This window comes from Streptomyces sp. CB00455 (genome assembly GCF_001905445.1).
GTDB lineage: Bacteria > Actinomycetota > Actinomycetes > Streptomycetales > Streptomycetaceae > Streptomyces.
Genome location: NZ_LIVQ01000001.1, coordinates 25,697 through 44,276 on the forward strand (window position 1 = coordinate 25,697; position 18,580 = coordinate 44,276).

Genomic DNA, 18,580 nt, shown 5'->3' on the forward strand with positions numbered 1-18,580 from the left:
GACGCCGAGTCCGGCGCCCGCGCCGGCGAAGCGGCCGGGGAGCGAGCGTCACGCCCTCCCCGGCACCGTCGTCGTTCACTGCGTACGGGGTGTGCCGGGCAGGCGCGCGGTCCAGGGCGAGCCCGGGACCGCGCGTGAGAATGCGCTGCTGCAGCCGCTGCAGACCACGGCCCGGCTCAAGGCCCAGGTCCTCGACGAGAACGGCCCGTACGCTGCTGTAGACGGTGAGCGCGCCCGCCTGCCGACCGCACCGGTACAGGGCGAGCATCGGCTGACCGCACGAGCGCTCTCTGCGCGGCTCGGCGGCGCCCAGCAGCCAGCTGATGGCCACCACCTTGTTTCGGCTGAAGGAGCAGGAAGCCGAGCGTCGCCCGCTGCTTGATCCCGCCGAGCCCCACCGTCCTGCCGCTGTCGACCACTTCCCTCGGATCTAACAACCGGAACTGCATCGAATCCCCACCTCACAACCCGTCCGTGCCCCTAGAGGCGACTTGCCCGGCACTGCCGGTCCACTGGGAATCCGCCAAGATCACGTCACCAGGGTGCAAGACGCCGGTCCAAGCGCACACAAAGCTCGTACAAGGCGGCTCGCCAGGCCCTTCACAGAGGGGTCGGAGGCGGGTTCAGCGAGCCGGCACCGATGCGGTCGCGTGCCGGAGGGAGACGGGGACACGATCGGCGAGGGGGGTACGGCCGGTGAGGCTGACGGCGCTGTGCGTCAGCGCTATGGCCGTCAGCAGGATTCCGTCCCTCAGCATCCAGCCGCCCGCGAACCCGGAGAGTCTGCTGCCGCCGATCTTGGGTCCCGGCACAAGCAGCCGCGCGTGGAAGGTTCCCCGGTCCGGGTCGACGGTGACGACTGCCTGGTCGAAGCCGAGCCAGCGGCCGGTCAGCGGGAACCATGCCTTGTAGACGCTCTCCTTCGCGCTGAACACCAGGCGGTCCCAGGACACCTCGGGCCGGCGCACCTCCAACGGGGACAGCCAGGCCCGCTCCTCGGGGACCGTCACCCGTTCGCGTGTGCCGCTGCTCCTGATCGGCAGATTGGGTTCGGCGTCGATCCCGATGGTCGCGAGATCGCCGGCGTACGCCACGGCGGCCGCCCGGTATCCCTCGCAGTGGGTCATGCTTCCGACGACCCCGGCGGGCCACACGGGCGCCCCGCGCTCCCCGTGCAGGATCGGCGCGGGCGGGATCCTCAGCTCCGCGAGGGCCCTGCGGGCACACGCGCGTACGGTGGTGAACTCCCGGCGGCGCCGGGGAACGGCGCCCGACACCAGCCGCTCCTCGGCCGCGTACAGCCCCGGTCCCCCGGTGTCGTCCTGAAATGCCTCGGCAACCGCCATGGGCGGGGTGAGCAGCTGCTCGATCATGCGTGTCCTCCGCGTCGTCCGCGTCGTCGCGAGATGAGAAGTTGGCGGCGTCGGCTTCCTGGCCGCCCAGCTCGCCCACTGGGCCGGCGCGACCATGATCGCCACCGTCCGCCGAACCACGGGCCTCGACCACGTCGCCCGGCCATCGTCTCCCACGCCGTCGCCCTGGACACCGGCGACCCCTCTGCGGCCATCCGCTCGTACGCGCCACCGGGCGTCGACCGGACCATCGAAGTCGCGCTGTCCGGCAACGCCGACCCCTGCCGAGGTAGGCCGGTTCCAGGTCAACGACCCGGGCCTTGTTCGTTTCCTGACCGCCGAAGCCGGCGCGGAGGCCGACGGCCCGGCGTGCACGCCACGGGTGGGTAGCGTTGCTGCCGGGCCGTCAGTCACTCACGCCGGCGGCGGCCGCCGGCGTGGGCGTGCTCTCACTTCCCGTGCAAAGCCCTGCGGCGGCGTCCGCGAAGCACCAGCACGCCGCCGGCCGCGACCAGCAGGCCACGGGCCGGGCCGCTTTGGGCTGTGTGGTGGAGGAAGAGCGCAGCAATAAGCGCTGGCCCTCCAACAGAACGGGCTCCAGCCGGGCCCTGGCCAGTCGACCAGTGCTCTGCCGCGGCCCCAGATGGGTAGTCCATCACCAGGGAATCCACACCCGGGCGCGGGCGTTGCCGCACAGCAGGATCCGACGGGCGCCGGAGGAGTGACGTGACGTGACGATTACTGCCGAGTCGTTCGCGGGGCGCGTCCTGGCTGTGTTTTCACGTCGCTCCCCTGGGCTTCGCCTCCCCTGAAGATGTCCGGCCTTGTGTCTGCGCCGGGCAGTCTCGCCGCGCCTGCGGCCCCGTCGCTTCCCCAGGTTCTCCGCACCCATGGGGCATTGCCTCAAGCCGATCTAGCCCCAGACGGCATGCCCGGTGGCGAGTCTGGCTGACGCGACGGCTCGCTGGAAGGCCGCGTCTCCACCAGAACGGTTTCGGTATCGCGGCGTACTTCGAAGCGCCGCGGTTCTCCTGGAGCCTGCCCTCTCGGTCTTCGACGTCGACTTCACCCACGGCCTCGACCACGCCCTCACCTCCAGCCCTGACCTCGACCGCGCCACCGAGCTCGCCCGCGATATCGTCCGTGCCCAGCCCGTTGAGCGCGCCCTCGAGCACCCCCTCGTCCGCGCCCTCGCGCGCGACTTCGCCCTCGCCCGCCACTGCGCCCGCCCCCTCGCCGGCGAGCTCTACCGTGCCCGTGATCTAGCAAGCGATCGCGACAGCCCCGACCGTGTCTTGGCCCTCGACCGAGCTCTCGAGCTCTACGCCCTGAAGAGGGCCACAACTTCGCCGATCACGGCTCACTGACACCAACCTCATGAGACGGCACCGCTAGCACATTCCTCGGGAGCCCCTGGCCCGCGGCGATCCGCCGGGCGTCGCGACGTTCGCCGCGACGAAGCGGTATGCCGGGAGACGGTATGGGGGCGCGTTCGAGCCGGCGGGGCTGGCAGCCGTGGCATGCCGTCCCCGCCCCGCCCCTTGCGTTGGGTTGCTCAAGAGCCGTCTGCGCCGCCCTGGCTCCTTTCTCTTAGTACTCCAGCCGTAGTTCGTGATCTCGATCGTGAGGGGCGCCGAGGAGGCAGCTGGCAGCGTCGATCATCTGGACGAGACCGACCACGCCGTCGCGGGCATCCGTTCCTTCTCCGCCTACCCGAGTCCACCGAGGCGGAGGGCGTTCCTTATCTCGCTGAGCTTCGCGGTCGTCGCCGGGGTCCACTCGTTCGCCTGCTCACCGAGACGGAGGGCGTTCTCAATCTCGCTGAGTTTCGCAGAGGACAGGGCGCCCGCTCGCTCGATCAGGTCGTCCCGGGACACGGTGGTCAGCCACGTGCAAGGGGTAAAGCCCGGACGCGGCAACGCGAACCGCAGCACGCCTTCAAAGGGCAGTCCTTCCACGGCGCCTACTGCTACTTCGACGCCCAGACCGGTGATGTCGACACCCGCCCGAGCGACGACCTGCATCACCCGGATCCCGGACGCGTCGTCTCCGGACAGCAGCACGACCGGCCGCCGCTCGTCGAACTCCGCCCACCAGACTTCGCCACGTTGCACATCTCCTCCTGACACAGGACGGCGGGCGGACGCTGCGCGATCCCGACGCGCTGTGGAGACGGGTGCGGCCATCTGTTGATCATCGGTGTGTAGACAAACGCCCGCGGTGGCCGCGGGTCACAGCCTAGACCCTGCCCGCTGGCAGGAGGGGTTCGAGGGCCTGATGAGCCGGATAGCGGGACGGTTCATCAGGCCCTCGAACCCCGATTCCGGGTCCGGAAGTTGGTGCTCGGATTGGTGTCGGACCTGCCGCGCAAGAACTGCTGGACCATCGCCGCATCGGCCGCGGAGAGGACCCCGGACGGCATGCAGCACCTGCTGGGGCGGGCCAAGTGGGACGCCGACCGGGTCCGCGACGATGTGTGTGACTACGTGGTCGACCACCTGCACGACGACCAGGCGTACTGGTGGTCGACGAGACCGGGGGCGTGAAGAAGGGCACCGGCACGGTCGGCGTCCAGCGCCAGTACACCGGCACCGCGGGCAGGATCGAAAATGCCCAGGTCGCCGTCTACCTGGTCTACGCCGGCCGGCGCGGGCACGCGGCAGTGGACCGGGAACCGTACGTCCCGCGTTCATGGACCCCCGACCCTGACCGCTGCCGGGATGCCGGACTCGACCAGGACACTGCCTTCGCCACCAAGCCGGAACTGGCCACTCGTATGGTTGCCCGGTTCCTGGACGCCGACCACCAGGCCGCACGGGTCACCGGCGACGAGGTCTACGGCGGCAACCCCAGCCCGCGAACCGCACTGGAGGAACGCGGCACCGGCTACGTCCTCGCGGTGGCCTGCTCGCACGAAGTCACCACCGGGGCGGGGAGGTTCCGTGCGGACACCCTGGCCAAGAAGGTACCCAAGCGGGCAGCGTCCGAGTGACCGGTTCCTGACTCGAGTTGACCACCGCGCGGGACAGTGCGACCGGCGGGCCGTAGAGGTACTCCATCTTTCGCGGCCGCCCGATTATTCCGCTCACAATGTCGAGGCTCGGGTGTTTCCTGATCTCCCACGACTCCGGGTGGATCTTATTGGGGTTGATCACCGGGTACCGCTCACTCGCGGGAAAGCCATGGGGGTTGACCGGGCCCGGGTCGATCCCGTACTGCCGCAGCACACCTACCGTGCGCCCAGACCCTGCCCACCAGGCGCGGCACGATCCATCAAGACGGCCCCGCGTCATCCATACGAAGGGCGCCGCGGGACCCACCGGGCCGGCCGGGGACCCGTATGCCACACACGGCATGCGCCGCGAGTCCCTCGCCTCCCCCTGCCCCTCGGCGCGCTGCTCAGGACCGAGCCGCCCCGCCCAGCCCACGACGTGACAGGCCCCGCCATCCACGGTCCGATCCCCCGTTTCCGAAGTCGCGCTTGAACGCGCATAGGCTTTGGCCCATGACTCCTGATGCCGCAGAGAAGCTGCTCGCTGATGTGTGCGGGACCTTAGCCCGCGCCGGCTTCGACGTAGCGTCGGCTAGTGAGGAGGGCAGCCCCGGCCTGCGGGTGCGACGGGATGCGGACTCCGTGATGGTGGGATGGGTGCCAGGCAGCGAACTGGATCCCGCGGGTCGCCACGATGCCGATTTCGAGGGCATCTGTGCCGCTCTGCGATCCGCACTGCTGGCGATCCTCACGCAAGCCGGTCATGCCGTGCAGGTCGACCGCGACAGCGGTGAAGTGCGCGTTGGGCTCCTTGCGTGACCCTCAGCGGGGCTCCGCCCACCAAGCCCGGGTGCAACAAACACCACACCCAGAACGTCACAGCTCCCCCACGCCGATGCAAACCGCACACCCTCCCCCGGATGCCCAGAAAGGCCCCGGCCCGATGCCCGCCCCCTGCCGGGCCTGCTCCGGACGCCGCCACGGTACGGTCGGCCGACCGCGCCCAGGCATCCGGATAGTAGCCGCTCAGGACAAGAAGCTGCGGGTGGGCGAGGGTCCCGGTGATGGCGCCGATGATTGCTTCGGGGATGCCTCTGCGGTGGACCTTGGTCAAGCCGCGCGCTGATGGCCGGTAGGGCTGGTTCAGCCCTTGGCCACGACGCCTTCGACTCGGGACACATCCGTCCAGGACTCCAGCCACTCCCGCGCCGTGGCCGGGTCGGTGGTCATAGGGCACAACGTCCAGGGGGGGGCGGTCAGCCCGTGCCCGGTGAACAAGTCCTCCAGGAGGGTCCTGCGCTCCTGGTACGGGCGTACGAGGAGATCCACCCCGTCCAGCTGCAACACGTCGAACGCCACGATGTAGGCCGGCCACCTGGCGGCCAGGCCGGGGGCGCTGCGGCCCCGGGCCGCAGCCCGGCGCTGCAACCCCTCGAACGACAGCCGACCCGCCTCGGCGTCCCAGACCAGCAGTTCGCCATCGAGGACCAGGCCGCCCGGCAACTGCCGCTCCGCCGCAGCCACCAGATCCGGGAAACGATCCTGCACCAGCGACCCGCGGCGGGTCTGCAACACCACCCGCCCACCCGGGGAGGCCGCGGTGAACAGGAGCGCGCGGTGCCCGTCGAACTTCTGTTATGCGCTGTGGGACAGTTCGCCTCTGCGGCCCTCGCGGCTACGCGTCCGTGGTGCCCCGTGCCGCCGCCGGATCGAGGGAGTCGATGTCCTCCATGAAGCTCAGCATCCGGGCGTTGACCAGGTCCGGGTGGTCGATCTGCGGACCGTGGCCGGTGGCTGCGACGATCTCGGCGCGGGCGCCGGGGATCAGGCGCGGCACGCGTTCCAACTGGCGCTTCGGGTGCACGAGCAGGCTGCGCTTACCCATGATCAGGTAGAACGGGGTCCGGATGGAGCCCAGTTCCTCGTCCGACAGCGGCAGCGGCGCGGGTCGGCGGATCTTGAAGGCCTTGACGCTGGCCTGGATCATCGCCCGCAGCTCGGGAACGATGATCACCGGCTGTTCCAGCCATTTGGCGAGGCGGGGGCGCCACGCCTTGGGGGCGTAGGTGGCGAAGAGACTGGCGAAGATCCATACGAAGAAGCGCAGGCCCACCTTCTCCAGACCGCCCGGGTCGAGGGCGGTGACCGAGGCGAGCCGCCCGGGCCGAAGGTGGACCTGGTTGATGACCAGCCAGCCGCCGTACGAGGAGCCGACCAGGTGGACCTTGTCGAGGCCCAGCGCGTCGAGGGCCTCGTCCATCCACTGCGCCGCGCGCTCGGGCTGCCACATCGGTTCGCGCTGGACGCTGCGGCCGGGGTCGCCGGGAGTGTCGAGGGCGTAGACGGGGCGCTCGGCGCTGAGGGCAGGGGTGTTGGGGTACCACTGGGCGGAGCAGCCACCCGAACCGTGTATCAGGACCACGGGCGTGCGTGACTCGGCTGCCGGGTCGGCGGGGCCGTACCGGTAGACGCGGGTGGTGCCGAAGCTCGTCTCGACGTCCGTCTCGGAGCGGACGGGCGCGCCCTTCGCGTAAAGGACGTCGCAGGCGGCGAAGTAGCGGTCGCGCAGCTCGTCATTGACGTAGTGGCCGATGTCGCGGCGCACTCGGGTGTTCTCAGGCACGGGGCACCTCCAGGAAGATCCGTTCTTCGTGATACGAACGTACCATATTGTTGATACGGCGGTACCATGAAGGTGGTCGGGCCCATCCGGCCCGGAACCCTTGAACCACCCACACCCCACCCACGGCCGGAGACAGCACTGATGCCAAAGCGCGTGGACCACGAGGAACGGCGCACCCAGATCGCCGAAGCGCTCATCCAAGTCGCGGGGCGGCGGGGGCTGCACGCCGTCGGCATGCGCGACGTGGCCGCCGAAGCCGGCGTATCCCTACGGCTCGTGCAGTACTACTTCGAGACCAAAGAGAAGCTGCTCTTCTACGGGCTCCAGCACCTGACCGACCGCTTCACCGCCCGCGTGGGCGCCCGCCTGGCCGCCGCCGGACCGGACCCGGGCCCGCGCGTGACGATCGAAGCACTACTGCTGGCATCCCTGCCGACCGACCAGGAGAGCCGGACCTTCCACCTCCTGTACAGCTCCTACTCGATCCTGTCCGTGACCGACGGAGCACTCGCCGCCCAGCCCTTCATCGACAACCCCGACGCGGCCGAGAACGCCCTCACCGGCCTGATCGAAGGAGCCCAGGCGGCAGGCCTGGCCGATCCCGGCACCGACGCACGCACCGAGGCCATCAGCCTGCTCGCCATGACAGCGACCATGGGCACCAGCATCCTCGTCGCCCAACGGACACCGGAGTCAGCCATCGCCGTACTCCGCCACCACCTCGACCGCATCTTCACCGCCACCGGCCACACCACCCCGGGTGCCGGACAACGGACAGACGCCGATACCTGCCCATAACTTCTGCTCAAAGGCGCCGCCGCCCGCCGGCGCGCCAGGGCCGGGCAGCGCCTCGGCGGCCTGCGCCAGCATTCTCATGGCCTCCTCCACCATTGGTAGCTGGCGAGCGGCTGGCTACCGGAACAGCGTATGAATCCGCTCCACGTCCTCATTGCTGCCGCGCTGGCGGCCCGCGTTGCTCAGACGTCCTCTCGACCCAGTTCACCACCACCCACACGTGGATCGAACAGGACAGCACCGCCAGGACCGCCACGATCACGGTGCCGCCCGGCAAGTTCGGCTGGCTGGAGTACGCGCCCCTGGCCCGCGAGACCGTCGGCTACTGGAAGATCACCCTCAATGGACACAGCTACACCGTCCCCGGCCACAACCTCTCCTACGCCAAGGACAACACCGAAGGCAAAAGCGCCCTGATCGTCACCCACACCGCCACCGAACCGCCCACCAACGCCACCTGCAAGCGATACCACCCCCAACCCACGCCGCCCCACCCGCCCAGAGGCAGACCCCATCCGGCCACCCAGTGCCAGAGTGGAACTGGGTGGCTGCGCACTGAAACCCTGCGCGGCCCAAAGCCCGCTCGACAACGCGATTCAGGACGCTTCAGCCAGCAGACCAGAGCGGACGCCGACCGAAGTTCGCACAGCCACCACCACCTCGCCCTGAACAGACAACGGGGGGGTCAGTCGAAACAGCTGTGGCGCGGAACGCACGAGAGCCCTACGAGCACGAACTCGCCGCCGCGTTTGGCCATAGGAGGGCGTCGTCCACCACGCTGGGCCCGTGGCCACAGCACCGTCCGCGTCAATGCCCGTGGATGGTGCGGCTATCCGTGACGCTCCGGTGCCATCGGATCTCGCCGTCGTGCCAGTCGTCGGTGGGCGTGAGCCCGGCGGCCGTGGCGACGGCTGCGGATGCCTGATGTTCGGGGTGAATGTGGGCGATGATGGTCTGCACCGGTTGCCGGCTGAGCCAGTCGACGAGTCCTCGGGCGGCTTCGGTAGCAATGCCGCGTCCCTGCCATGGAGTTCCCGTCACCCAGGCGATCTCGGCGAGAGGGCCCTGGCTGCAGGACCTGATCGTCGCCTGGACCGTACCCGTCAGGCATGCCTCGCCGCGGAGTCGGATCACCCAGTTCAGCCATGAGACGGCCGGATCGGGAGAGCCCGCGATCATGTGCTGATAGCGCGAGCGCAGGGTTTGCGGGGTGTCCGGGACCCCGCCGACGAAGGCGTGTAGGGCCGGATCGGACAGTACCCCGGCCATCTCCGCCGCGTGCTCGACGTGAAGCGGCAGCAGGTCCAGGCGCCGGGTGCTGATGGCCCGAGCGGTGATGGCGCTCACGCGGCAACCGTCTCGTGGCGTTGGAGGAGATGGCCGTTCCCGAAACGGTCGCCCTCACGGACGATGCCGTTGATCAAGGATCCGGACTGCGTCGTGCCGTCCTCGCTGACTGCGCTGAGCATGGGCGTGCCTTCCCGACCAGCGTTCGCAGCGCGGGCCCACTCGGTTACCTGATGATCACTCACTCGGGAAGGTACGCCCTTCGCGTGCTCCCCTGCTGGCAGCAGCCCGCGGCCGACGGCGGTGAGCATGTGCATGACGCCGTCGTAGCGGTTGTAGGTGGCCCGCAACCGACGCGGTGAGCGGACCGGTCGCCACGCCTGGCCTTTGCGTGGCTGCAGCTTCAGCGGCCCGAACTCGTCCACCCACACCACCCGGCCATCGGCCGGCGGGGTGTCGTAGAGAGCCAGCACCCGGTGCATCTTGGCAATGGAGTCCGGGTCGTTTGAGGACTTCCAGGTCATGGTCGTCTGCCAGGAGACCTTGCCCTCGCGCAGTATCCGGCGAGGGTCTCGCGGCTGACCGTGGGAACGACCTGCTGTTTGACCAGATGTTCGGCCGGCTTGCTCAGGCTCCAGGTGGAGAACGAGGTGATCTTCCAGTCGGGGGGACGTCCGGGCGACCAGACAGATGTGCTCGCGCACCTGGCTACCGATCGTCCTGGGGCGTCCCCCGCTCCATTTCGGGTCCAGCGCGTCGAACCCTCGCTCGTTGAACGCGTGGATCACATCCAAACCGTCATGCCCGTCAACAGTCGAAGACCGACCAGCAAATCTCGTTTCGCAACCGCTGATCATCTAGGACGAGTTCACGAATCACATCCGGGAGCTGTTCGCGCTGCCAACGGCACTCGAGCCTGCCGACGCTCTCACCCTGCCGTCCGGCGGCTGCCGCACGCACGGCCTTGATCGCGTAAGCCGCAGCGCCAAGCTCGTGTGCGGCGACATGCGCCACCACTGCCGCCTGGCCGGCGGCATAAGCGGCGTGCCGAGCGGCTCCGCTCAACTCTCTTGCCGCAGCCATGGCATGGCCACCCGCCGCTCGGGACTGAGACATCTTGATCTCGCCGCGCGTCCATGCCCGAATCTGCTCGATCGCCTCGCGGGGTCGCGAGTCCGAGGGCTGCACCGACTCAAAGAGGTGCAGAACGTGCTCTGCGCACGCGGCAGCCCACAAAGCCAGGAGCCGATGGTCGGAGTCCGTAAGCGTCCCCCCGCGGCGGATGGTGATGAAGCGGGGGTCACGATCTTTGGGGAGGATCATGGTGCTCCAGGGAATCGGCTGCGCGCACGAGACGAAGGCGTCCAACGTCAATGTGCGAAGACAGAGCTGGACACCCTCGCGACCGCACTCTATGCGAAGACCCACTTCCGCGAACTATGGGGAGAGACGAGTGCCGCTGCATGTGAGGCCGACCTGTCGGCTGGCTGAACTACGCCCAAGGGCTCGGGAGCCTGGCTGCCTCGCAGTGCCGATCCCCCTTGGCTTGATCGCGCTCGTGTTTTGAACGCCCCGGTCTACGATCATCAAGATCACGAAGGGGGCGTCATGAGACTGGCATGGCTGGTGTGGCTGGCCGACCGATGGGGTGAGCTGGGTTACAGCAACGGGGGGCTGTCCGGGGCGATCGGTACGGTCGCGGTCCTGCTCAGTGCAGCACTCGTCGCCGTCGCACTGCATCGTTTCCGCGTCGCCTCGCTCGCCACCGCGGGGGTGGTCGCCGTCGTCGGAATCGGCTGGCTGGCCACCCACTGACGGCACAACAGAGCGTGGCCCGGGGTTCGCGTGCAGGGTCCGCCGGGAGGAAGAATCAAAACAGGGAACATCGCATGACGGACGCTGCCGTAGTCGGTTCCGGTCCCAACGGCCTAACCGACGCCCTCACATTGGCCCGCGCAGGACTGGCCGTCGAGGTCTTCGAGGCACACGAGCGGCTGGGCGGTGGACTCCGCACCGAGGCCCTGTTCGACTCAGACGTACTGCACGACATCGGTGCCGCGGTCCATCCGACGGCACCGGTCTCCCCCTTCATGGGGTCCCTCCCGCTGCGCGAACACAGCGTCCGCATGATGCGGTCGCCAGCCGCCTACGCCCATCCCCTCAGGGGCGGGCGGGCGGCTGTCGCATGGAACGACCTCGACGCCACACCTGCGCCGAACTGGGCAGGGACGGAAAGCGCTGGCGGAACCTGATACTGCCGCTGATGCAGCACTCCGGGGCCATCGTGCAGTTGATGCTTTCCAGCCAGCGGGCCCTTCCTCCGCTGTCCGCTTCGGCTGCACTGGCACCCACCCCGGCTGCCGATGCACGCGCTCCTACTGGGCGGTTGCGGCGCCGTAAAGGCGTGTGTCCGTGACGGTTTCGGTGCCGGGGGCGCCAGGCGTCGGCCTGGCCGAAGACGAACTCGCCGCCGCGCCGTGGCGGGCGGCCCATCGTGTGCGGCTGCCGGGGTGGGGCGGCTCGACAGGTCACATACGAGCGCGGCCGCCGTCAGGAGGCCGGTGGTGTCCATGCCGGGGCTTGTTCTGCGGCAGTGCACGGATCGACGTCCTCGTCCTGGTGGCCTTCGTCGTGCGGTGGTGCGGGTCGGGTTTCGACGTCCGGGCATGGCCGGGCCTTCCTGGAGCAGGTCGTGGCGCACGCCGACCCGCCACGGGTTGGCGTGGGACACCTCCCACCGGATGGTGGGGATCTCCACCCACCATTCTCAGGACGGCTTGCCCGAAGGGTTGCCAACGCCGCTGCGAGCATCCCCTTCGGCTTGCCCGCAGCGGTGGGCAAGCCACGAAGGATGCCGCTGGGTGGCCAACGGAGGCCAGGTGAGGGAGGAGGCGCGGCGCTCTTCAGTGATGCTGAGCGGGCTTATCGGTGGGGTCCTCCACGTGCGCTGGTCGGAGACGCTCACGGTGCTTGGATGCAGAAGGGCCGGGGAAAGACGTTCGCTTAACATTCCGTGGGGGCCTGACCACAGGTGGTCGGCCTGGGGAGAGGAAAGCGATCGATGGCGCTGCAGACCGGGCTCTATTACCCATATGTACACCTGCGAGACGACTCGTGGGCCAAGGCTGCGGCCCTGTACTGGCGCCACCTGGCCCGCGTGGTGCCGGCCGGATTCCCAGTGCGAGACCGCGCCGTCATCCGGGAGCTCAACCAGGGCTCGGGCTTCCTCGTCGATACTGACCCACGGCCGGTTGCCGAGGCGGTCGCGCCGATGTTCGTCGCGGCGGTCCGGGACAACGCCGAAGCCCTGCGCGCCCGATTCGCTGTTGGGCGTCGCCAGCTCGCGCAGGCGTCCCCGAGGCTTGCCCCCACTACCCGGAGTCTGACCGGCCTGTACCCCCAGGAGGTTCCCGGGGAGCTGCAGGACGCACTGGAGGAGTCCGGGCTGGCTACTCTGGACTGGCGGCGGACACACCACGGCGCGTGGGTAGCCGTGGATCCGGCTCTGGCGTGGGCATACAAGTGCGCGATCACTCACGAGCTGGCACGCCGGACGGCGTTCACCCCAGTCACCGACCAGGTGGACGCCCACTCCGCGACGGGCGACTGGACCTCTGAGCGCATAGCCGACGTGCTCCTGGACCGTGCGGCGTCGACGGTAGGCCACGAGACGGCGGAACCCAGGGTGGCCATGATGGCCGTGCGTTGCGTACTTCCGGCCGACCTGCGCCATGTCCCAGTGGAGAAGATCGTCCGGCTGCGGACGCAGTACGCCGACGAGTTCGTTGCCTTCGCGGCGGCGGTTGATGCGGCGGCCGCCGACGTGGTTGAGATTGCCCAGGAGGTCACCGACCGTGCGGCCTTCGAACTGCATCTCCAGGGAGCGTTCGATCTCCACGTCGCCCAGCCCCTCGAATCGCTCCGCAAAGCGATCAACGGCCTGAAGATGGAGACCATCTCCACCGCGCTCACGATCAAGCCGGAGGCGACCGTCTCCGGGGCCGGACTCGGCATGCTGTTCGGTGGAACGGCCACGGCGGTCGGCGCCGGCATCGCGTTCGCAGCCCTCGCCACCCGCCAGGCCGCCGCGCGCGAGCGCGACACCCTGGTGGCTTCCTCACCCGCGGGGTACCTGCTGCGCGTGGAGGCCGAGTTGAAGCCGACGACGGTGCTCCGTCGCGCGGTCAGGGTCGTCGCACGCACGGCGGGTGTAGGGATTTGACGGCGGCGCCGAGCACAGCGAGGACCCGGACATAGAGGGCCCGGCGACCGACCGGTTCAGCCCGCATGCCCTGCGAAGGGCCTGCGCGACCCACAACTACGAGCGCGGTGTGGACCTGGTGGCCATCCAGCAGCTGCTTGGTCACTGGACGGTCAGTTCGACCATGCGAGATACGTCCGTCCCTCCGCGACGTTCATCGGAGATGCTGGCTTAATTCACGAGTTGTGGGTTCTGGCACAGATCTTGGGGAGCGGCCGCGGAGGGTTACTGAAGGAGGCTTCTCTTTGCATTCCCCAGTCCCCTCAGATCGGCGGGATCGGCAGCAATCGCGCCCCGGAGTGCCCCGACTGGGCCCGTTTTATCGGTGGAACGGCAAGGTTGGGGTGCTCGGTTCCTGAGGCCGACGGCCATGTCGTCGAGATTGATCAATACCGTTCCCCGGGGGAGCACCAGCGATCTCCTTGTCACGACCTCGCCAACGCCGTACGATTCGCACCTGAACGTTGGCATCAGCCCGCGGCACGGTGACGATCCGCCCAGCGCTGATGGCTATGGCCAGGCCGTTTGCCTGTCCTGTTCTGCGGTGATACAGCCTGCGGGACCGGAATTGGTGTGACTACGATCCGCACGGCGGCCGTCTCGTGCGCCACCGTGCACCGCGAACCACTTCAGGCAGCCATCCACGGAACACGGCAGGCGTGGGGAGCCATTCCCTCTGGACACAAAGTCTTGATCACTGTCTTGCGGATCGCCCGCCATGTCCGCAGAGAACACACCAAGTGGACGCGCAGTTCCATCAGTTGCCGTGAGCCCCTGCTCTGAGCAGGATGTTCCACGGCCCACTGTTCCGCCAGAGAGTCGTACACGTCATCGGTCGACAGCTCGCTCCCGGGAAAAGTTTGTGCGACGGTCTCACTGATGATCCGGGCGCTCCGGGAGCCCACAGCGTCCTCAACGAGTTTCTTGACCCATGCCAGGCCCTGCTCGTCTGTGTACAAGCCGAACCTCAGGTCGCGCGTCCTCATCGCATCAGACCTTTGTGATGGTTGTCAGCGCTCTTGGCGAAGACGGCGGTGAACCAGGAGTAGGCGGGAGCGAGCGTTGGTGATGCGGGCCATCCATTGATCGTTGCCAGGAGCTGCCAGTAGCGCTCGGTGTGGGGGTAGGCGGTTGTCTGCAGGCGGGCGAGGAGCCAGCGGCGCAGACTGCCTTCGTCGGCACGCTCGAATGCATCGGCGTAGAGGCGGCCCAGGGAGTCGGTAAGGGACGCACCTTTGGCGGATGCGGGCAGGAGGCCGGCGGATGCGGCCTCGTCGATTCGTTCACGCATTGCCTGGTTGAGAGCGTCGTGCAGAGTGCTGACGTCCTGCTGGGAAGGCTCTTCCGCCTGGTCCTCAGCTGTGCGGCGCATCGCGACACGGAAGTCTGCGTCCTGGCAGAGTCCGGCGAGTTCCACCCAGGCCTCGACCTGTTCGGGCGTGGGATCGTCGGGGAGCTCGGGCATGGAAGATCGCATCAGGGCCACGAACTCGGGGTTAGCGTGGAGGCCTTTGAAGGCGTCGTCGATGAATCCGGATACCAGTCGGCGTCGTTCCGCCTGAGAGAGCGTGGCAAGTCGGTGCATGAGGTCTATCTCCATGGTCGTGGGGCCGCATCTGGCGACCGCGCGGAGTACTGCCCGGCGCAGGCGGAGAGTCTGGATCTGCACGTCCAAGGCGTTGGCGTGGGCTTCCGTGACTTCCGGTATGGATGCCTCCCGGTCCAGCACCTTGCGCACGGTCGCCAGATCGAGCCCGAGATCGCGCAGCGTTCGGGCCAGGTCCAGGCGCGCGAGTGCATCGAGGCCGTAGAGCCGGTAACCCGCCGGGCTCCGGTCGGTTGGCGGGACGATGCCCTTGTCGGAATAGAACCGGATGGTCTTCACCGTCAGGCCGGTCCGGCGGGATAGCTCTCCGATGGAATAGAGCGTGTCGCTGTCCATGCCCCCAGCTTGATGTCTCCCCCCACGGGAGACTCAACCGGGGCCAAAAGTTCCTGCGGGACCGCGGGCTCTGTGCAGGTGGCCAGAGAGCACGTGCCAAGGCCCGACCGACATCGTCACCTGAGGGAGCGTCATTTCGAATCGTCGGCGGACAAGGCGTACGCGGTCTCACGCGAACCCGTCTCCTCGCAATCGAACATCGGAGTAACGCTCGGCAACGACTCCCCAAGAACTGTGCCAGAGATTTGACGCCAGCTGCTGGCGTCGGTGCCCGGTCGACGCAGCCCGGCACCCGGGCACAGACAGCTGGGCAGGGCGGGCACCTCTGATCTGTCAAGAGTGATGGTGTGGTGACGGCTCGTCATGGCAAGATCCGCAAAGGTCAGGCGGTGAGTCGGCCATGAGAGGGGGTAGCCATGTCCGATGAGCAGGTCACCGGGGAGAGGGGCCAGGACGTAGCCCCGGGAGTCGAGTCCAGCGGCCAGGCCACGGGCGGCATCCAGCAGATCCCGGCGCAGATCAGCGTCACCGGTTCGCCTACCGTCGCCGTTGCCCGTGACCGGCTGGTAGAGGCCATCGGCCGGGAAGCCGCCTTTCTGGCCGACCAGCGAGCCGGCCAGGCGTCGGAGGGGCTCGAAGTCCTCGCCCGCGCCTTCGCCCTGGTGGCAGGTGCTGCCCCCGCGGTGGCTGCCACGCCTGTGACTGCCGGGCCGGCAATCAGCGGTCGGGCGGCGGGGCTGGCGGACCCGGTCGCGTTTGCCAAGGATTTCGCCGCCGGGGGCGTGTCAGCGGCCATTAGCAAGAACAGCACGACGTAGGCGCACTCTGCACACCCTCCCTGGTACGGACCACCCAGAGCCCGTACCGGGACGGCCCCCAATGTAAGCGCGGGCTATCGCGTAGGACACGCCTTGGGCCTGGCCGTGGTGCGCGTCGATCCTCCAGTCGAAGGCCCGCTTGACGGTGTGCCGCTGCTTGTGTAACCCGTCCTGGCCCTCCCCGCAGGATCTGAACGATGACCCCACCTACCCAGGGCGACCTGCTTTAGTGACCGACCGTCAGCGCTCCCCAATATCCGGGCCAGACCCGAGAAATGAGACCAGCCGGAAGGCGAGTTCCGGCTCCGTGCCTGCACCGAACCAGAAGGGCGAGGCGCTCCGTGCCGGAGGGGTACGGGGCGCCTCGCTGGTGGGTCAGGCGGGGGTGATGTTCTCGGCCTGCACAATCCCTACTTTGCCGCCGCCCTTGAGGCAATCAATGCTTGTGGCGGCTTGAGCTGACGAAGCGCCCATCATGCTCATCCCGGCGAGAGAAGCCGATACCAGTGCGGCGGCCAGGAAACGGTGTGTGCGCATGGAAGATCACCTCGCGTTGTGGCTGGTTCAGGGGTAAGCCGTGATCGACCGGACGGGTGTCGGCCTGCGGGGCGTCCGTCCCGGCTGAAGCCGATCCAGTGCCACTGACCCGCTCGTTCACATCCGCCTGGCGCGACCACAGGCGCAAGGCACGCTCATCGAGGACGTGGCCACGCCGCGGTGCGTCAATGCTGGCAGGACGGCCGGACGCGGAGCAGCTCGGTCCGCAGCACGGGTGTGCCGTCGACCGGTGCCGGGTCCTCCGCGGTCGGTTCGATGCCTCCGGCGGCGACTTTGTCGAGTGTCCTCAGGCCGTCGGCGCCGACCGTGCCGAACACCGTGTAGTTCGGTCGCAGCGCGGAATCGCCGTAAACGACGAAGAACTGTGAACCGTTCGTGTCCGGACCGGCGTTGGCCATCGCCAGCAGGCCGCGCCCATAGAGGCGGCGCGCGCCGGTCGGATCGGTCGGTGCCGGCGGCAGGTCCACCGGCAGCTCGTCCTTGTACTTGTACCCGGGCCCGCCCTCACCGGTACCGGTCGGGTCGCCGCACTGCAGGACCTTCAGCGTCGGGTACGCCGTCAGACGGTGGCACACCGTACGGTCGTAGAACCCGTGCCGTGCCAGGTGCAGGAAACTCTGGACCGTGCACGGCGCCTTGGCCCGGTCCAAGTGCAGCGGGAGCGGGCCCTGGCTGGTCGGAACAGCCATGTCAACCGTGCCACGGCTGGGGGTGTGCCGCGGGTCGGGCGGCAGCGGAACACGGCGCGCCGGCGGCTCGTCCGGGGTCTGTGTGTACTGGCAAGGGCCGTGCGTCGTGCGCGGCGGAGCGCCGTCGGAAGCGGTGGCGACACTCCCCCCGGACACGACTAACGCCACGGCCGCCAATGCGCTGATCAGTGCCCGATTCATCTCGCACGCCCTCCCGATGATCACCAAGTCCTGCAGCGATCGCAGTCTAGGGCGTGGTGTGGTCCGCGGGAACAGTAATCGACAGGAGGCTGGCCCGGCCGACCCCGCGATCCTCGCGCTCCAGCGGACGTCCCTCCCTGCTCGACGGAGCCATTGCCGGTGTAGGCGTCGGCCGCACCACAGGCCCCAGACGGCCCGCACGCGGATCCGCCAGCCGCTTCCCCACCGTCCGAACCGTCCCACCGGCAGCCTCCGCCATTACCTGCACATGCAACGACGACACCTACCCCGCACCCTGATCCACCGGTGTCCGGGACCGCCCCGTGGTGAGGTGCTCGGCGACCCGGCCGGCCGCGTCCGGGCGCGTCCGGGCACAGCCGGTCGCGTCCGGGCACAGCCGGTCGTCTGACCAGATCGGCCACCGCCCTGCAGCGCGGCCACCGAGGCGGCCGCTCGCCCGGCTTCGATACAGGCACCGCACCTTCACTCAACCGGAATATTCCGTACCTGTTGTGAGTCCTCGATGGCGTAGGCCACGGTAGGGACCATGAAGATCAAACGACTCATGCGGGGCGTCACCGTATCGTCCGCGCTGGTGGGCGCGGTCGTGTTCGCCGCCTCCCCGGCCTACGCCGCCGACCTTTCGATCTCCCTGCCCTCGGGCCGGGGCAGCATGTACTACACGGACAACGGCGACGTGTTCACCACATGCGACAACAAGGCCGACGGGCACGGCGTGACCGGCCAGCTCTACCAGTGGGCTTATTCCGGAGCCGCCCGTCAGACGATCCGTTCCTGGGAGGACGGCGGCGACGAGGGGTGTTCCGTGCACCCCTACGACGTCGGTTTCGGTTCCATGTACCAGATGCATCTGTGCTGGAACGGTGGCGGCTGCGTGGACAGCCGCGTATTCCAGGAATAGCAGTAGGGCGCGGGCCCCTGGCCCATCTCCCGGGGCGGCTCGCGCGAGACGGCCCTGCTCCACCGCCCGGAGGCAGGGTCGTCTCCGCTCCCCCGGCAGCTCACCATCCGAGCGTCCTCATCGGTCACCCGGCAGCTGCA

At 68.6% G+C, this 18,580-nt stretch carries 19 protein-coding genes and 3 pseudogenes; 10 read left to right on the forward strand and 12 right to left on the reverse strand.

Going from position 1 to position 18,580, the window contains the following annotated elements:
* Positions 1–196: 196 nt before the first annotated feature.
* Positions 197–334: pseudogene (locus AMK16_RS36885) on the reverse strand (BTAD domain-containing putative transcriptional regulator); the annotation flags it as partial.
* Between the two features lie 289 nt (positions 335–623).
* Positions 624–1,373: a 4'-phosphopantetheinyl transferase family protein gene (locus AMK16_RS00115; protein WP_073906907.1), complete on the reverse strand. Its 750-nt coding sequence runs from the start codon at positions 1,371–1,373 to the stop codon at positions 624–626.
* A 914-nt stretch (positions 1,374–2,287) separates the two neighbouring features.
* Between AMK16_RS00115 and AMK16_RS00125 the strand changes: the two genes are divergently transcribed.
* Positions 2,288–2,719, forward strand: a complete 432-nt coding sequence (locus AMK16_RS00125; protein ID WP_073906910.1) for a hypothetical protein — start codon at positions 2,288–2,290, stop codon at positions 2,717–2,719.
* Between the two features lie 342 nt (positions 2,720–3,061).
* Here the strand turns inward: AMK16_RS00125 and AMK16_RS00130 are convergent, their stop codons facing one another.
* On the reverse strand, positions 3,062–3,466 hold the full coding sequence (locus AMK16_RS00130; RefSeq protein ID WP_073906913.1) for a type II toxin-antitoxin system PemK/MazF family toxin: 405 nt from the start codon (positions 3,464–3,466) through the stop codon (positions 3,062–3,064).
* A gap of 163 nt (positions 3,467–3,629) precedes the next feature.
* Between AMK16_RS00130 and AMK16_RS00135 the strand changes: the two are divergent.
* A pseudogene (locus tag AMK16_RS00135) lies at positions 3,630–4,332 on the forward strand (IS701 family transposase); the annotation flags it as partial.
* A 525-nt stretch (positions 4,333–4,857) separates the two neighbouring features.
* Positions 4,858–5,163, forward strand: coding sequence for a hypothetical protein (locus AMK16_RS35640; protein WP_073906915.1), 306 nt, complete (start codon positions 4,858–4,860; stop codon positions 5,161–5,163).
* A 324-nt stretch (positions 5,164–5,487) separates the two neighbouring features.
* Here the strand turns inward: AMK16_RS35640 and AMK16_RS36895 are convergent, their stop codons facing one another.
* Together AMK16_RS36895 and AMK16_RS00150 are read right to left on the reverse strand one after the other, a co-directional pair.
* Complete coding sequence (locus AMK16_RS36895; RefSeq protein ID WP_242438482.1) at positions 5,488–5,919, reverse strand: ATP-dependent DNA ligase; 432 nt, start codon at positions 5,917–5,919, stop codon at positions 5,488–5,490.
* Between the two features lie 100 nt (positions 5,920–6,019).
* Positions 6,020–6,967 carry an alpha/beta fold hydrolase gene (locus AMK16_RS00150; RefSeq protein ID WP_073906919.1) on the reverse strand — a complete coding sequence of 316 codons (948 nt, stop codon included), beginning with the start codon at positions 6,965–6,967 and terminating at the stop codon, positions 6,020–6,022.
* A 141-nt stretch (positions 6,968–7,108) separates the two neighbouring features.
* Between AMK16_RS00150 and AMK16_RS00155 the strand changes: the two genes are divergently transcribed.
* Entirely contained in the window at positions 7,109–7,765 is a 657-nt protein-coding gene (locus tag AMK16_RS00155; RefSeq protein WP_073906922.1) for a TetR/AcrR family transcriptional regulator, read from the forward strand.
* An 804-nt stretch (positions 7,766–8,569) separates the two neighbouring features.
* On the opposite strand, the gene AMK16_RS00160 is transcribed toward AMK16_RS00155, so the two are convergent.
* Genes AMK16_RS00160 through AMK16_RS00170 form a run of 3 tightly spaced genes read right to left on the reverse strand, consistent with a single transcriptional unit; the run spans position 8,570 to position 10,372 of the window.
* Positions 8,570–9,109 carry a GNAT family N-acetyltransferase gene (locus AMK16_RS00160; RefSeq protein WP_073906925.1) on the reverse strand — a complete coding sequence of 180 codons (540 nt, stop codon included), beginning with the start codon at positions 9,107–9,109 and terminating at the stop codon, positions 8,570–8,572.
* Positions 9,106–9,837 carry a helix-turn-helix domain-containing protein gene (locus AMK16_RS34015; RefSeq protein WP_199885317.1) on the reverse strand — a complete coding sequence of 244 codons (732 nt, stop codon included), beginning with the start codon at positions 9,835–9,837 and terminating at the stop codon, positions 9,106–9,108. The genes AMK16_RS00160 and AMK16_RS34015 overlap by 4 nt, the downstream gene beginning before the upstream one ends.
* A 19-nt stretch (positions 9,838–9,856) precedes the next feature.
* Positions 9,857–10,372, reverse strand: coding sequence for a putative immunity protein (locus tag AMK16_RS00170; RefSeq protein ID WP_073910018.1), 516 nt, complete (start codon positions 10,370–10,372; stop codon positions 9,857–9,859).
* A 285-nt stretch (positions 10,373–10,657) separates the two neighbouring features.
* Here AMK16_RS00170 and AMK16_RS00175 point away from each other — a divergent pair, with 285 nt between their 5' ends.
* Positions 10,658–10,864 (forward strand): hypothetical protein, encoded by a 207-nt coding sequence (locus AMK16_RS00175; RefSeq protein WP_073906929.1) that lies wholly within the window; start codon positions 10,658–10,660, stop codon positions 10,862–10,864.
* 74 nt (positions 10,865–10,938) lie between these two features.
* Complete coding sequence (locus AMK16_RS00180; protein WP_073906932.1) at positions 10,939–11,301, forward strand: NAD(P)-binding protein; 363 nt, start codon at positions 10,939–10,941, stop codon at positions 11,299–11,301.
* 126 nt (positions 11,302–11,427) lie between these two features.
* Here AMK16_RS00180 and AMK16_RS38265 read toward each other — a convergent pair.
* A pseudogene (locus AMK16_RS38265) lies at positions 11,428–11,572 on the reverse strand (NF041680 family putative transposase); the annotation flags it as partial.
* A gap of 538 nt (positions 11,573–12,110) precedes the next feature.
* Between AMK16_RS38265 and AMK16_RS00185 the strand changes: the two are divergent.
* Together AMK16_RS00185 and AMK16_RS00190 are read left to right on the forward strand one after the other, a co-directional pair.
* Entirely contained in the window at positions 12,111–13,271 is a 1,161-nt protein-coding gene (locus AMK16_RS00185) for a DUF6236 family protein (protein ID WP_073906936.1), read from the forward strand.
* Positions 13,272–13,341: 70 nt separating this feature from the next.
* Positions 13,342–13,485: a tyrosine-type recombinase/integrase gene (locus tag AMK16_RS00190; protein WP_242438628.1), complete on the forward strand. Its 144-nt coding sequence runs from the start codon at positions 13,342–13,344 to the stop codon at positions 13,483–13,485.
* A gap of 807 nt (positions 13,486–14,292) precedes the next feature.
* Here AMK16_RS00190 and AMK16_RS00200 read toward each other — a convergent pair.
* Positions 14,293–15,252 (reverse strand): MerR family transcriptional regulator, encoded by a 960-nt coding sequence (locus tag AMK16_RS00200; RefSeq protein WP_073906944.1) that lies wholly within the window; start codon positions 15,250–15,252, stop codon positions 14,293–14,295.
* 416 nt (positions 15,253–15,668) lie between these two features.
* Here AMK16_RS00200 and AMK16_RS00205 point away from each other — a divergent pair, with 416 nt between their 5' ends.
* Positions 15,669–16,070, forward strand: coding sequence for a hypothetical protein (locus tag AMK16_RS00205; protein WP_073906947.1), 402 nt, complete (start codon positions 15,669–15,671; stop codon positions 16,068–16,070).
* 375 nt (positions 16,071–16,445) lie between these two features.
* On the opposite strand, the gene AMK16_RS36100 is transcribed toward AMK16_RS00205, so the two are convergent.
* Positions 16,446–16,607, reverse strand: coding sequence for a hypothetical protein (locus tag AMK16_RS36100; RefSeq protein WP_158071191.1), 162 nt, complete (start codon positions 16,605–16,607; stop codon positions 16,446–16,448).
* 185 nt (positions 16,608–16,792) lie between these two features.
* Positions 16,793–17,317, reverse strand: a complete 525-nt coding sequence (locus tag AMK16_RS00210; RefSeq protein WP_242438483.1) for a peptidylprolyl isomerase — start codon at positions 17,315–17,317, stop codon at positions 16,793–16,795.
* Between the two features lie 748 nt (positions 17,318–18,065).
* Here AMK16_RS00210 and AMK16_RS00215 point away from each other — a divergent pair.
* Entirely contained in the window at positions 18,066–18,440 is a 375-nt protein-coding gene (locus AMK16_RS00215) for a hypothetical protein (protein ID WP_143196765.1), read from the forward strand.
* Positions 18,441–18,580 lie beyond the last annotated feature (140 nt).